This is a genomic window from Acidovorax sp. 93, from assembly GCF_003633835.1.
Taxonomy (GTDB): Bacteria; Pseudomonadota; Gammaproteobacteria; order Burkholderiales; family Burkholderiaceae_C; genus Acidovorax; species Acidovorax facilis.
The window spans coordinates 3,047,925-3,061,821 of the sequence record NZ_RBIT01000001.1 but is presented as its reverse complement, the minus strand read 5'-3'; the positions used below and the strand labels follow the sequence as shown (position 1 = coordinate 3,061,821).

Here is a 13,897-nt window from a genome sequence, read left to right as displayed (position 1 = left end):
GGTCAACTGCCCAGAGGCAATACCAGCCTGAACTCCGCCCCCCGTCCCACATCGCTGTCCACTTCCAGCGTTCCGCCGTGCCGGTGGATCACGGTGTGCACCAGGGCCAGCCCCAGGCCGACACCGCCGATGGCGGGGTGGCTGCGGTCGTGCAGTCGCTGGAACGGTGCGAACAGCTGGCCCTGCAGTTCCGGTGCGATGCCGGGGCCTTCGTCACGTACTGACACGATCCAGTGGGCCCCCCGTTGCACGATGGAGCACTGCACCGTGCCTTCTTCGGGGCTGAACTTGACGGCGTTGTTCAGCACGTTGGCCAGCGCGCGGGACAGCAGGGCGCGGTCGCCCACGGTGGGGGCGGTTTCCGGCGCGGTGGCGATGGTTACCTCCACGCCCCGGTCGCGGGCCAAGGCCCAGATGTCGTCCACGGTTTCGGCCAGCACGGCCACCAGGTCCAGGGGCGCCATGCGGTATTCCTGCGACTCGGCGCTGGCGAGCTTGACGAAGTTTTCGGCCATGCCCAGCGACGCGCGTGCATAGCGCTCGATGCGCAGCATCAGCTCGTCATCCGGCATGCGGCCAGGGTAGGCGCGCTGCATCTCCAGCAGCGTGAGGATGGAGGCATTGGGCGCACGGATGTCGTGCGAGATGAAGTTCATCGCCTGGTCGCGCTGCAGCTGGGCGCGGCGCATGTCCGTCAGGTCCACCAGGGTCAGCAGCCAGCCGGCCTTGGCCAGGTCGGTGAAGGGCTTGCACAGCACCAGCAGGTTGCGGCCTTGGGCATCGCGGCCTTCGCTCTGTTCGGGCATGTGGTGGTTGTGCAGTTTGTCCTGCGTGACCAGGGGCTGGCCGGTGCCGGTGTGCACCAGGTCGTGCAGCAGTTCGACCACGGACTGGCCCTGCAGCGGCACCTGGGGGTCTCCGCCCACGTGCCGGCGTGCCGCCATGTTGGTGAGCAGGATGCGCCCCTGCGGGTCGCAGACGATGGTGGGGGAGGGCAGCTGCTGCAGGCTTTCGCTTACGAAGTGGTGCAGGTCGCGCAACTGGCGCGATGCGCGTTCCACAGCATTGATGCGTTTTTCCAGAAAGTCACCGGAATCCCCGGGGCGTTGCTGCAGCCGCATCGACAGGCCGTCGCGTTGCAGGCGCTCCATCTCCAGTCGCAGGAAGTGTGCGGCTGCGCTCAGGCGCCGCCAGCTCCACAGCGGATAGGCCAGCACCAGCCCAGTCAGAGCCGCAGCGGGTGCGAACTGCAGGCCTATCCACGAAGGCAGGGCCACGCTGAGCAGCAGGGTGACCACGCCCAGCGCTGCGCTGGTGAGCAAGGCCACGAAGGGGCCCAGCAACAGCAGAGCCAGCAGCGCGCACACCACGGGCGCCAGGTTGAACAGGGTGTTGAGGGCGTTGGCGGCAGGCTCGATCCGCACGCCCGACAGGCGGCCGTCCAGCACCTGGGCCACCACCTCCACGCCTGGCATCAGCCGCGATTGCTCGCTCACGGGTGTGGCAAACATGTCGCCCAGGCCCGAGGCCGCAGCGCCCACGATCACGTACTTGCCGCGAAACGCATCTGCCGGCACCTGGCCGCGCAGCACGTCGATGTAGGAGTACGTGGTGAAGTGGCCGGGGCCGCCGGCATAGGCAATCAGCGTGCGGTCAGCGCGTTGCCAGGGGCCACTGCCTGGACGCTCTGTGGCTGCAGCGCCATCGGCCACCGGTGCGGCGTGCGCTGCATTGCACTGGGGCGAATTGTGTGATGCGGATGTGGAAGCGGCCACGCACTGCAGCGCCATGCTGAAGTGCTGCCAGGGCGCGGCGGCGGGCCCTTCCTGCAGGTAGAGGCTGCGCACCACGCCGTCGTTGTCGGGGGCCACATGCACATGGCCCAGGCCGGCTGCGGCGTCTGCAAATGCGGGCCAGGGCAGGTCGGCTATGTTGGCTGCCGGGCCATGACCGCGCCGCAGCACCGGAAGCACCACCCGCCCACTGCGCCGCATGGCGTCGGCCAGCAGCACATCGTCCTCGGGGTAGTCCAAGTCTTCTTCGTTGAACAGCACGTCCATGCCGATGGCGCGGGGCTGCTGTGCCGATACGCGCGCGATCAACTCTGCGTGTAGCGCCCGGCGCCAGGGCCAGCGGCCAATGGCCGCGATGCTAGGGTCGTCGATGGCAACGATGACGATGTCGGGGTGCGCGGGGCGCGAAAGCAGGCGCAGGCCAGCGTCCTGCACCAGGTGGTTCATCCGGCTCAGGCTGTCGGCGGTGCTGAGCCAGGCCACCAGCCCCAGCAAGGCGGCGGCCAGAAGGCTCCATTCCAGGCGCCGTTGCTGGCCCCGGGTGCGTCCGGCGGTGATCATGGGCTCAGAACCCTCGGGCTCGGGGCAAACGGCGTGCGCGGCTCAAGGGCGTGCCACGGGCTGGCCGTTCGAGGTGGAGACCGGCAGGCCCGAGCCCGTGCTGATGCCTGAGCCGACCCGGATCTGGCGCGGCGGCGAGAAGTCGCTCTGCAGCCCCGTGGGGTCCAGCACCTGGATGCGCACGAGGTAGTCGCCTGCGGGCAGGTTGCTGGCGGTCCATGCAGGGGCGTCGAGCTGGGTGTCGAGCACCACCTTGTCAAACGCCAGGTCCTTGGCTGGGGCCAGTTGCAGGCGGAACCGCTGGCCAGGCTGCGCGGGCCAGTGCACCCGCACCGTGGTGTCGCCATCCTGCGCTTGCAATGACTGGGGCGACAGCGTGGCGGGGCGGTCTGCCACCGAGAAGGGCTGGGGCGGGGCAAACGGACCTTGGTCGGCCTGACTGCTCGGACTGTTTGGCAGCTGCAGCAGGCTGGCCGCACGCCAGAAATAGTTGCCTACCGGCAGCGTGTTCAGCGGCAGGCGGCATTCGGTGAGGCGTTGCTCGTCCAGCACGGGCTGGGTGAACTGCGCATCGCGGGCCACCTGCAGGCGGTACCAGGCCACACCGGGCACCTGCGTGCACCGCAGCTCGCCCGTGCCGCTGGCCAGCACCGCGCCGGGCGCAGGTTGCTGGTACAGCGGGGCCACGGGGCGCGTCTTGACCACAAAAGGCTGCACGGCAGGCACACCGGGGATGCCCGCGTCGTCCAGGGCGCGCACCGACAGGTAGTACCGCCCGTCTTCCACGGCTTTCCAGCGCAGCTGGCCATCGGCAAAACTGCCGTGGCGCAGCACCTGGGTGAAGTCGGCGTCCTGCGCCACCTGGGCCTGGTAGCGCGAGGCGCCCGGCAGTGGTGGCACGTTGATGGCCAGAATGCTCGCATCGCTGAGCATGGCCGGGACGCCCGATGTGTCGGGCGCCACCAGCAGCGGGCGGGGTGCGCCCACGCTGCCATCGGCCGCCACGGCCAGCCCTTGCCCCGGAGCCAGCATCGAGGCCGCTGCCGCAGACGAATTGGATGGGCCAGTGGTTTCTTGTTGGCGGGACTGTACGGCCACCGAGCCGCTAAGCACCGATGCGGTGGTCTGGCCCGATTCACCCATTGCCACGCCAAAGTGGGTGCCGCGCACACTGGTCACGGCCAGGGGCGTGCGCAGCTCAAAGCGGCGAAAAGCCTCGGCATTGGGTGGCACGCTGGATTCCACCGCACCGCTGCGCATCTCCAGCACCGACTGCAGGCTGCCCGCACGCCCCCGGCGGCGCAGCTGCCGCAGCAGCAGTTCGGACTGCGCCTGGACTCGCACCACCGTGCCGTCGGCCAGCTTGACGGAGACAAAAGCATCCGGCCCGACCTGCAGCGCGGTGCCCTCTTCAAGCTTGCCGCCCTGGGTGACGGGCGCCGGGGCGTCGCCCGCGCGGGCTTGCGCGGTGACCGTGCCGTGCACGAACTCCACCGTGGCCGACTCGGCGGGCTGCAGGCGCACCGGAATCCACACCACCGAACCCGGCACCAGGCGCCTGGGGTTGGCCACCTTGTTGCGGGCCTGCAGCAGCGGCCACTGCCGGGGCGCGGCCAGATAGGCCTTGGCCAGGCCTTCGAGCGTGTCACCCTCCTGCATGGTGTGGGCAATTTCATCGCCCTGCGGCGTGGTGGCGGCAGGGGGAGCCGCCTGGGCACTGGTGCCCACCAGGCTGCCGAGGAAACCCAGGGTCAATGCCGCGCTGGCGCGCAGGGCCCAGCGGGGGCGGCCGGTGTTCGTTGCCACGTGAAATCTCCTTCGTGCCGCTCGGTGCAGGCGGGCTGGCGATGGCATCCTGTGAGGATGCCGCCGTTGATAGTTGGGGGTCAGGCCCTTCGCTGGGCCTCAACAGCTTCAAAACGGTAACCCACACCGTAGACCGCCGAGACGATGAAGCCGTTGGCGGGCCGCAGGTCCAGCAGGGTGCGCAGGCGCGAGATGTGGGTGTCCAGCGAGCGCGACATGACATCCGCCACCTGGCCCCAGACGATGTCCTTGAGGTGGTCGCGCGACAACAGTCGGCCCATGTTCTGAAACAGAAACAGGGCGAGATCGTACTCGCGGTTCTTGAGCTCCACGGGCACGCCGTCAATTTCGATGGACCGGGTTTCGGACAGGAAGCGGTAGCGCCCGAACTCCACCACGCCCCCCACATTGGCTGGGTAGGCCCGCCGCAGCAGGGCCGAGACGCGGGCATTGAGCTCGCCAATGCGCACCGGCTTGACCATGAAGTCGTCGGCGCCACTGCCCAGGCCTTCGACGATGTCGCGCTCTTCCTGGCGGTGCGTGACGAACAGGATGGGCAACTGGGTGCCCACATTTTTGCGCACCCAGCGCACCACTTCAGGCCCCGTCGTGTCTGGCAGGTGCCAGTCCACGATCAACAGGTCAAAGGTCTCGCGGCGCATCTCGCGCAGGAAGTCGGCACCGTTGAGGTGGGTGTGGCAGACGTGGCCCATTGCCTCCGTGGCCTGTTTGATCAGATCCAGCTGGAGCGCATCGTCGTCCAACGCGGCTATGCGCATGGTTTTCTCCCCTGTCGAAAATGCAATTGCGGATTATTCGCGATAACCGCCGTCTGCGCTGCTGCGCACCGGCCTACCGCCCGGCAGTTGACATTTGTTAACGCTCTCTCGTTCGCCGCGACCGGGGAAGGGGCTGGGGAGAGATTTCGCGCACCAGCCGCATGCCGACCAGGGTGTACCGGGTTTGCGGGCTGTTCCAGTTGCGGTAGCCGCAGCGGGCATAAAACGACCAAGTGTGCCACGAGCCCCCACGGCGCACCCGCACGGTGCCGTCTGCGGGGCCTTGTGGATCGTTGCGCGGGGAGTGCGCATAGTAGGTGTCCCCGTGCCAGTCCGACACCCACTCCCAGGCATTGCCCAGCATGTCGTGCAGGCCAAAGGCATTGGGCGCATAGCTGCCCACCGGGGCGGTGAAAACATGGCCGTCGCTGCCCGCCAAGGCGTGCTGCTGCCAGCGGGGCCACAGCGGGGCGACCTCCTGGTCAAAGGTGTTGGCGGTGTGCAGCAGGCCCTGCGGGTCGTCGCCATGCGGATAGCGGGTGCGGGAGCCAGCGCGGCAGGCGTATTCCCATTCGGCTTCGGTGGGCAGGCGGTAGTGGTGGCCTTCGGTGCGGCTCAGCCATTGGGCCAAGGCCTGGGCGTCGTTCCAGGTGACGTTGACCACGGGATGGTCTTGCCCCTGCGCAAAACCCGGGTTGCGCCACGAATAGCGAGGGTCTCGGCCCTCAAAGGCATCGCCGCGCTGGGTGGTGGCGGGGTCGTACTGCGCGTTGTAGCCGTAGCCGCCCGTGCCATCGGCTTCCGATTCGGGCTGGTAGCCCGAGGCCTCCAGAAAGCGCTGGAACTGCCCCACGGTGACCTCGTGCCGACCCAGGTAGAACGCCCGCCGGATGTGCACCGTGTGCGCGGGGCCTTCATCGGTCAACTCGGTAAAGCGCCTGGCCTCCAGCGCCGGGTACGCGCGTGCCAGGGTATCGGGCGGCTCCACGCCCCCCATCGTGAAGCGGCCCGCCGGGACCTGCTGGAAGACCATGCCCAGGCTGTTGGTCCAGGTGGCGGGGGCGGTGTTTTGCGCAGGCCCCGCATGGGCGCAGGCGCAGACCAGCACGGCTGTCAGGGCCACCCCATGCGCCCTGAGGGGGCGCCGCAGAAACCAGACCATGGCAGGGATCAGGGTTGGCGGTCGGGGGCTTCGCTCACGCATTCAAAAACTAGGCGCGAGCCATCGTTGCGCAGCAGCTTGGGGAACAGCGCCAGCCGCTGGCATTCGCGCGTGGCCGCTGCATAGGCGGGCGACGTGTCGGTGCCGTACACGGGCACGCTGAAGGTGCGGTCACGGCCCGATGCCATGGGCCCCGAGGGGTGGTGGGGGCTGGTAGCGTTGCAGCCCGCCAGCACGGCGAGCACGGAGAGGGTGGCAACTGGCAGTTTCATGGGAGTCTCCAAGAACAGAACGGACAGTTTACGCACAAGGCCCACGCCGACAGCGTAGGCGCATTGCGCACACACCACCATCTTCTGTCGCAGCCAGGCGGGTATCCTGCGGATTCACCCTGGAGATGAATATTTGAATAATTTTGGCCGCTAGCGCTTATTGGTAAAGCGCGAGCAGCTATCAAAAAGTGACCGCTTCCCCCAGCGCATTCCGACCTCGGATCCCGCGTTGGACAGGGGCAGAGCGGTTTACGCGGCGGCTGCAGCCTCTGCCAGCGCCTGCAGCGCGGCTGCCACATCGTCGGCGCTCACGCCCTCCATCGGTGCCAGGCGCTGTGCCAGTGTTTGCAGTGCGTCCGGGTCTTTTTGCAACTGGGCAATGGCCTGGCCTGCTTCCTTGGGCGCGTCAAAACCAGTGCTTTGCAGCAGCAGGCGGCCATCGGCATCCACCAGCTTGAAGTAGAACTTGCCGTCGGCTTCGCGGTATTGCTTGAACGAAGGCAGCGCTGTCTTCGCGGCCTTGGCGGGCTTGGGCGCCGCAGTGGCCTGGGCCAGACTGCGCAGGCCCACAGCGGCGCGCAGCTCGCGGATGAACGGCGTGGCCAGCGCACGGGCGCGTTCGGCACCGGCCAGCAGGGTCTGCTCGATGCGGGCGGGGTTGTGGATGAGTTCTTCGTACTGCGCACGCATGGGGGCGATCACCTGGTCCACACGTTCGAACAGGGTGTTCTTGGCATCACCCCAGGCAATGCCGTCGGCGTAGGCCTGGCGCAGCGCGGCGGTTTCGTCGGGCGTGGCAAACGCCTGGTAGATCTGGAACAGCGCCGATCCCTCGGTGTCCTTGGGCTCGCCGGGTGCGCGCGAATCGGTCAGGATGCCGCCGATCAGCTTCTTGAGCTGCGCGCGCGAGCTGAACAGCGGGATGGTGTTGTCGTAGCTCTTGCTCATCTTGCGCCCGTCCAGGCCGGGCAGCGTGGCCACATGGTCGTCAATGGCGGCCTCGGGCAGCACAAAGTGTTCGCCATACAGGTGGTTGAAGCTCGCGGCCATGTCACGCGCCATTTCGATGTGCTGGATCTGGTCGCGGCCCACGGGCACCTTGTGCGCCTTGAACATCAGGATGTCGGCGCCCATCAGCACGGGGTACATGAACAGGCCGGCCGTCACGCCGTCGTCGGCATCGCGGTCGGCGGCAGTGTTCTTGTCCACGCTGGCCTTGTAGGCGTGGGCGCGGTTGAGCACGCCCTTGCCCGTCACGCAGGTCAGCAGCCAGGTCAGTTCGGGGATCTCAGGGATGTCGGACTGGCGGTAGAACGTGACCTTCTCGGGGTTCAGCCCTGCGGCCAGCCAGCTGGCGGCGATCTCCAGCGTGGAGCGCTGGATGCGCACCGGGTCTTCGCACTTGATGAGCGCGTGGTAGTCGGCCAGAAAGTAAAAGCTCTGCACGCCGGGCGTGAGGCTGGCGGCCACCGAGGGGCGGATGGAGCCCACGAAGTTTCCCAGGTGGGGTGTGCCCGTGGTGGTAATGCCGGTGAGAAAACGCGTGATGCTCATGGGAAGGATGTCAGCAAGAAACGGGGGTAGAAGAATTAACGCAACAGTGCTGTGAGCGGGGTGAGCAGAAACTGGATGACGCCGTAGCCCAGCGACATCAGCGGGCGTAGCCACAGCGTCCCCACCACCCCAGCGATCACCAGGCCCATCACAATGAAAAAGCCCCAGGGTTCGATGCGAGAGACCATGTGCGCCTGTTTCCAGGGCAGCAGGCCCACCAGGATGCGCCCGCCATCCAGCGGCGGCAGCGGAAACAGGTTGAACGCCCACATCACGAGGTTGACCAGCACGCCAGCGCGGGCCATCTCGATGAAAAAGCGCTCCTCCACGCCAGAGCCCACCAGTGCCACCAGCAGCACGGCCCAGCCAATGGCCTGGATGAAGTTGGACGCCGGGCCCGCCAGCGCCACCCAGACCATGTGTTTCTTGGGATTGCGCAGGTTGCCGAAATTGACCGGCACCGGCTTGGCATAGCCAAACAGGAAGGCTCCCGAGGTCGCAAAGTACAGCAGCAGTGGCATCAGGATGGTGCCCACCGGGTCGATGTGTTTGATCGGGTTGAGGGTGATCCGGCCCATCATGTACGCGGTGTTGTCGCCAAAGTGGCGCGCGGCGTAGCCGTGGGCTGCCTCGTGCACGGTGATGGCAAACAGCACCGGCAGGGCGTAGATCAGAACGGTTTGGATGAGATTGGAGATGTCCACCCGGTGATTGTCTCAGACGCCCGCCACCCCAGCCGTTGCCGGGGCGACCCGCGCGGAGTACACGGCATGCCTGTGGTGGGATGACCGGCGCACAACAGGACTCGGGCAAGTGGCTCACCCCCAGGCAAGCCGGTTGTTGCATCCCGATTCGCGCAAGTTCTATGTGGGATGTACGTATGCCGAGGGCGCCCGCAGCGCCGTGATCATTGCTAGCATCTGCCGGTTGCCCCCGGGGCGACCCAAAAAACCAAAACAACAGCCCTGGAGAGGCATAACATCATGTGGAACAACCTGAAAATTGGAACGCGCCTGGCCCTGGCGTTTGGCGGTATGGCACTGCTGGTGCTGCTGTTAATGGTCATGGCGCTGGCTGGCATCGGCGGGGCCGAGCAGGCACTGCAGGGCGCGCCTGTGACAGCGCCCCAGGCCCAGGCAGCACAGGCGCACCTGCAAAGCGCCCGGGCATGGATCATCGGCTGCAGCTGTGTGGCGTTTGTGCTGGCGCTGCTGGCTGTGTTCAGCCTGCGCATGAGCATCGTGGCGCCGCTCAACCAGGCCATCCTGATTGCAGAAACCGTGGCTTCGGGCGACCTGAGCCAGGAATTCAGCTCCGATCTGCAGGGCGACTTTGGCCGGCTCCTGAACGCCCTGGGCACCATGGAGGACACGCTGACCGACCTGGTATCGCGCATCAAGCAGGACGCCGATGCCATCAGCGCCTCTGCCGCAGACATCGACCATGGCAACACCGACCTTTCCCGCCATGCGGAAGACCAGGTCTCTTCACTCACCGAAACTGCTGCCAGCATGGAGCAGCTGACCGCCACCGTGCGCCAGAATGCCGAGCGCGCCCATTCCGCCAGCGACCTCGCGGTGAAGGCCTCGGGCATTGCAGAGCAAGGGGGCGCGGTGGTGGGCGACGTGGTGTTGACCATGCAGGCCATCAGTGGCAGCTCACGCAAGATTGTGGACATCATCCAGGTCATCGAAGGCATTGCCTTCCAGACCAACATCCTGGCGCTCAACGCGGCGGTGGAAGCCGCCCGCGCGGGCGAGCAGGGCCGGGGCTTTGCCGTGGTGGCCAGCGAGGTCCGCAATCTGGCCCAGCGCAGCGCGGTGGCCGCCCGCGAGATCAAGGCGCTGATCAGCGCGTCGGTCGAGCAGGTGGAAAACGGCGCTGGCCAGGTGGGCAAGGCGGGCAAGACCATGCAGGAGATCGTGGCGGCCGTCGGGCAGGTCAGCGCACTGCTTGGCGAAATCTCCCACGCCCTGCGCGAGCAGAGCGATGCCATCAGCCATGTGAACGGCGCCGTGTCGCACATGGACGGCACCACCCAGGAAACGGCTGCGCTGGTTCAGAACGCGGTTTCCACCGCCACCTCGCTCACAGCCCAGGCGCGCGATCTGGAGCAGGCTGTGGGTGCGTTCAAGTTATAGCCCCCCTGAGCGGCTGCGCCGCTTCCCCCTCAGGGGGACGCCACCGGTGGCCTGGCAAAGCCAGTTCCACGGTGGCGCTGGGATGGGGCCGCGCCAGTTGTGGAGGCCCCGGGCAAGCGCTATGGCAGTCGAGGTGAGGAGCTGCGGCTACAACCCCAGCGCCTGCAGGCTGCCCCGGCCTTCGCGCACCACTTCGGGTTCGCCGCCGCTGCCCATGGGGGTCAGGTCCACCACAGTGGTGGGCTCCAGCGGGCAGGCGCCTGCGTCCACGATGGCGTCCACCAGCTTTTCGTAGCGTTCGCGGATTTCCTGCGGGTCGTTCAGGGGCTCGGTCTCGCCGGCCGGGATCAGCGTGGTGGCCAGCAGCGGGGCGCCGTGCAGCTCCAGCAGCAGCTGCAGGCCCTTGCGGTCGGGTACGCGCAGACCGATGGTCTTGCGCGAAGGGTGGCTCACGCGGCGCGGCACTTCCTTGGTCGCTTCGAGGATAAAGGTGTAGGGCCCGGGCGTGCCCAGCTTGAGCAGGCGGTACTGGCGGTTGTCCACGCGGGCATAGTTGGCCAGTTCCGACAGGTCACGGCACAACAGGGTGAGGTGGTGCTTATCGTCCACCTGGCGGATGCGGCGCATGCGATCGACGGCATCCTTGTCGTCCAGGTGGCAGACCAGCGCATAGCTGGAATCGGTGGGTACGGCCAGAATGCCGCCCTTTTGCAGCAGCATGGCGCCCTGCTTGAGCAGGCGCGGCTGGGGGTTGTCGGGGTGGACTTCGAAATACTGGGCCATGAAATGGTGCGTCTCGTCTCAAACGGCAGCGGGGTGCCGGATGCGTTCAGCCAGCAGTTCCCAGACCGGGGTGAGCTGCCCGGGTAGCAGCGGCAAGGTCCCCAGGTCGGTGTGGGACTCGTCCGGGCTGTGGAAGTCGCTGCCGCGCGAGGCGGCCAGCCCAAACTCCTTCGCCATCGCGGCGTAGGTGACATACTCGGCTGCGCTGTGGCTTCCGGTGACGACTTCCACCCCGCGCCCGCCGTGGGCCTTGAACTCGGAAAACAGCGCAAATTCTTCGTTGGCACTGAACTTGTAGCGCGCCGGGTGGGCAATGATGGCCATGCCGCCTGCCTCGGTGATCCAGCGCACGGCGTTGCCCAGCGACGCCCAACGGTGCGGCACATAACCAGGCTTGCCTTCGATGAGGTATTTGCGAAATACCTCGGAGGTGTCCTTGCAGACCCCGGTCTCCACCAGAAAGCGGGCGAAATGGGTGCGTGAAATCAATGCCGGGTTGCCTACGAACTGCAGCGCGCCCTCGTAAGCGCCCGGAATACCCGCCTGGGCCAGTTGTTCGGCCATGTCCTTGGCGCGTTCGCCGCGCCCACCGCGCGTAGCGGCCAGGCCCTCGGCCAGTCGGGTGTCGTTGGGGTCGAAACCCAGGCCGACGATGTGGACGGTGGTGTCGGCAAAGGTGACCGAGATTTCGACGCCCGTGAGGTAGGCCATGCCCTGCGCATGGGCAGCGGCGGCGGCGCGGTGCTGGCCGCCGATTTCGTCATGGTCGGTGAGCGCCCACAGCTCGACACCGTTGGCTTTCGCGCGGGCGGCCAGATCCTCCGGGGTCAGGGTTCCGTCGGATACCACGGAATGGCAATGCAGGTCGGCGTTCAGTATGGATGTCACCGTGCCATTTTAGGGCTTGTACCGATATCGCGCGCCACCGCGCAACCCCTGTGCCGTCGTGGACGGGTTCTCCGGAGTCCTGCCAGGTGCCGCTGACCCCCGGGTGGGCCGTCCTGTCACCTTCAGCACGCTGGGTGCGGGTTTTTCCCGGGAAAAAGTGCGCAGGGCAGTGCCTGGGCTGGCGTAGGCTTGTGGCCTGCTGTTGACGCAATCGGATGTTGCGTGCCGCGCGTTGGCCGCACACTTACATTTCCAGGTCCACGAGGAAAAAGAACCATGCAAATCGACAATATCCGCGTTTCGCGCAAGCTGTGGGGAGCATTCATCCTGCTGATGCTGGCCATGCTGTTGATCTCCGGCTTCCAGCAGTACCGGGCCAACAGCTCCATGTCGGCGGCGATGGACCAGGTGGTCGAGATCGAAGAGCGCATCTCGGCGGCCATACGCTGGCGGGGGGCCACCGAAACCGCCGTCAACATGGTGATGGGCGGAGCCGTCACCACCGACGCGGTGCTGGCCCAGCAGTACGACGCCAAGGTCAAGGAAATCATTGGCGGCATCAACAAGATTCAAGAGGGGATCGTGGCCGGTGCCACGGCGCCCGAGGAAAAAGCGGCGCTCGACAAGGTGCTGGCCGAACGCAAGCTGGTGCTGGCCGCCACCGCCAAGACCTGGGAGCTCAAGGGCGCGGGCGATGGCGTGGCCACCCAGCAGTTTGCCGACAATGAACTCACCCCCATGGTGGCGCGCTACCTCAAGGCGCAGGACGACTTTGTCGCTGTACTGCAAAAGCGCCGCGAGGAGATACGGGCCGAGACCACACAGCGGCGGGTTGCCTACGCCATCCAGGGCCTGGTGGTGTCGGCCGTGCTGGTTGTGGTGGTGCTGCTGCTGGCCTGGAAGCTGGTGCGCTCCATCACCGTGCCATTGGACGAGGCGGTGGAAACCATCGACGCCATCGCCGCTGGCGACCTCACGCGCGAGCTGCAATCCACCCGCAAGGACGAGTTCGGCCACATGCTGAGGTCCCTGTCGGCCATGTCCACCCGCTTGCGGGGGGTGGTGAGCGAGGTGCGGGTGGGTGTGGATTCCGTCTCTTCGGCCTCGATCCAGATCGCCAACGGCAACCACGACTTGTCAGCCCGCACCGAGCAGACTGCCTCGAACCTGGAAGAAACCGCCGCCAGCATGGAAGAACTTACGGCCACGGTGAGCCAGTCGGCCGACACCGCGCGCCAGGCCAACCAGCTCGCGGGCACGGCGGCCCAGGCGGCGGCGCGCGGCGGCGAAGTGGTGGGCCAGGTGGTCACCAGCATGCAGCAGATCACCGACAGCAGCCGCAAGATCAGCGACATCATCGGTGTGATCGACGGTATTGCCTTCCAGACCAACATCCTGGCGCTCAACGCCGCTGTGGAAGCCGCCCGCGCGGGCGAGCAGGGCCGGGGCTTTGCGGTGGTGGCCAGCGAAGTGCGCAGCCTGGCTGGGCGCAGCGCTGAGGCCGCCAAGGAGATCAAGAACCTGATCAGTGCCTCGGTAGAAAACGTCGAGTCGGGCTCTGCCCAGGTGGCCCAGGCGGGCCAGACCATGGGCGAGATCGTGGCCAGCGTGCAGCGCGTGAGCGACCTGATTGGAGAAATCACGGCATCGTCCTCCGAGCAGCGCGACGGGATTGCCCAGGTCAACCAGGCCGTGACGCACCTCGACCAGATGACGCAACAGAACGCGGCGCTGGTGGAGGAGTCCACCGCCGCTGCAGCCTCGATGCGCGACCAGGCCCAGCGCCTGGCCGAGGTGGTGGCGGTGTTCAATGTGGGCGCGATGGCGGTTCGCGCACCGGCAGCGCCCCGCCCGGCTCCTTCTGCGGCGCCCCGGCCAGCGCCAGCGGCCAGAACCGCCCTCGGCAACCAACCCGCAGCACCCAAGGCAACCAAGCCTACCAAGGCAGCCGCCGCCGCTCGCTTGGCACCACCGGCCCCCGCCGCTGCACGCCCCGCTGCCACCCCTGGCCCATCGGCCGCGCCCGCTGCACCTGCGCCCCGGGCTGCAGCCCAAGGCGGGGATGACGACTGGGAAAGCTTCTGACAAGGTGGTTTCTTAAAATTGATAGCTGTTCGCGCTTTCTGGATAAGCGCTAGAGGCCAGTTTGGTTTGAAAT

General features: G+C 66.9%; 11 protein-coding genes. 2 read left to right on the top strand and 9 right to left on the bottom strand.

Annotation, left to right across the window (positions count from 1 at the left end):
* Window positions 1–2: 2 nt before the first annotated feature.
* From C8C93_RS13915 to C8C93_RS13885, 7 genes are all read right to left on the bottom strand, one after another.
* Window positions 3–2,354: a CHASE2 domain-containing protein gene (locus C8C93_RS13915; protein ID WP_121507293.1), complete on the bottom strand. Its 2,352-nt coding sequence runs from the start codon at window positions 2,352–2,354 to the stop codon at window positions 3–5.
* Window positions 2,355–2,396: 42 nt separating this feature from the next.
* Window positions 2,397–4,160: a FecR domain-containing protein gene (locus C8C93_RS13910; protein ID WP_121507292.1), complete on the bottom strand. Its 1,764-nt coding sequence runs from the start codon at window positions 4,158–4,160 to the stop codon at window positions 2,397–2,399.
* Between the two features lie 80 nt (window positions 4,161–4,240).
* A complete protein-coding gene (locus C8C93_RS13905; RefSeq protein ID WP_121507291.1) occupies window positions 4,241–4,939 on the bottom strand; it encodes a response regulator transcription factor in 699 nt (232 codons plus the stop codon).
* Between the two features lie 97 nt (window positions 4,940–5,036).
* Window positions 5,037–5,972, bottom strand: a complete 936-nt coding sequence (locus C8C93_RS13900; RefSeq protein WP_233559596.1) for a formylglycine-generating enzyme family protein — start codon at window positions 5,970–5,972, stop codon at window positions 5,037–5,039.
* Window positions 5,973–6,109: 137 nt separating this feature from the next.
* Complete coding sequence (locus C8C93_RS13895) at window positions 6,110–6,373, bottom strand: hypothetical protein (protein ID WP_121507290.1); 264 nt, start codon at window positions 6,371–6,373, stop codon at window positions 6,110–6,112.
* 249 nt (window positions 6,374–6,622) lie between these two features.
* A complete protein-coding gene (locus tag C8C93_RS13890) occupies window positions 6,623–7,927 on the bottom strand; it encodes a tryptophan--tRNA ligase (protein WP_121507289.1) in 1,305 nt (434 codons plus the stop codon).
* Window positions 7,928–7,962: 35 nt separating this feature from the next.
* Window positions 7,963–8,631: a site-2 protease family protein gene (locus C8C93_RS13885; RefSeq protein ID WP_055393480.1), complete on the bottom strand. Its 669-nt coding sequence runs from the start codon at window positions 8,629–8,631 to the stop codon at window positions 7,963–7,965.
* Window positions 8,632–8,910: 279 nt separating this feature from the next.
* On the opposite strand from C8C93_RS13885, the gene C8C93_RS13880 reads away from it, so the two are divergent.
* Window positions 8,911–10,068, top strand: coding sequence for a methyl-accepting chemotaxis protein (locus C8C93_RS13880; protein ID WP_121420992.1), 1,158 nt, complete (start codon window positions 8,911–8,913; stop codon window positions 10,066–10,068).
* Window positions 10,069–10,215: 147 nt separating this feature from the next.
* Here C8C93_RS13880 and C8C93_RS13875 read toward each other — a convergent pair whose 3' ends face one another.
* Complete coding sequence (locus C8C93_RS13875; protein ID WP_121420991.1) at window positions 10,216–10,851, bottom strand: L-threonylcarbamoyladenylate synthase; 636 nt, start codon at window positions 10,849–10,851, stop codon at window positions 10,216–10,218.
* A gap of 18 nt (window positions 10,852–10,869) precedes the next feature.
* Window positions 10,870–11,739: a 3',5'-nucleoside bisphosphate phosphatase gene (locus C8C93_RS13870; protein WP_055393474.1), complete on the bottom strand. Its 870-nt coding sequence runs from the start codon at window positions 11,737–11,739 to the stop codon at window positions 10,870–10,872.
* A 276-nt stretch (window positions 11,740–12,015) separates the two neighbouring features.
* Here C8C93_RS13870 and C8C93_RS13865 point away from each other — a divergent pair, with 276 nt between their 5' ends.
* On the top strand, window positions 12,016–13,824 hold the full coding sequence (locus C8C93_RS13865; protein ID WP_121507288.1) for a methyl-accepting chemotaxis protein: 1,809 nt from the start codon (window positions 12,016–12,018) through the stop codon (window positions 13,822–13,824).
* Window positions 13,825–13,897: the final 73 nt, after the last annotated feature.

Excerpts from the sequence above, each read along its gene's own strand:
- C8C93_RS13865 (WP_121507288.1), top strand. The coding sequence starts at position 12,016 with ATGCAAATCGACAATATCCGCGTTTCGCGCAAGCTGTGGGGAGCATTC.
- C8C93_RS13915 (WP_121507293.1), bottom strand. The coding sequence starts at position 2,354 with ATGATCACCGCCGGACGCACCCGGGGCCAGCAACGGCGCCTGGAATGG.
- C8C93_RS13895 (WP_121507290.1), bottom strand. The coding sequence starts at position 6,373 with ATGAAACTGCCAGTTGCCACCCTCTCCGTGCTCGCCGTGCTGGCGGGC.
- C8C93_RS13905 (WP_121507291.1), bottom strand. The coding sequence starts at position 4,939 with ATGCGCATAGCCGCGTTGGACGACGATGCGCTCCAGCTGGATCTGATC.
- C8C93_RS13890 (WP_121507289.1), bottom strand. The coding sequence starts at position 7,927 with ATGAGCATCACGCGTTTTCTCACCGGCATTACCACCACGGGCACACCC.
- C8C93_RS13880 (WP_121420992.1), top strand. The coding sequence starts at position 8,911 with ATGTGGAACAACCTGAAAATTGGAACGCGCCTGGCCCTGGCGTTTGGC.
- C8C93_RS13900 (WP_233559596.1), bottom strand. The coding sequence starts at position 5,972 with ATGGTCTTCCAGCAGGTCCCGGCGGGCCGCTTCACGATGGGGGGCGTG.
- C8C93_RS13875 (WP_121420991.1), bottom strand. The coding sequence starts at position 10,851 with ATGGCCCAGTATTTCGAAGTCCACCCCGACAACCCCCAGCCGCGCCTG.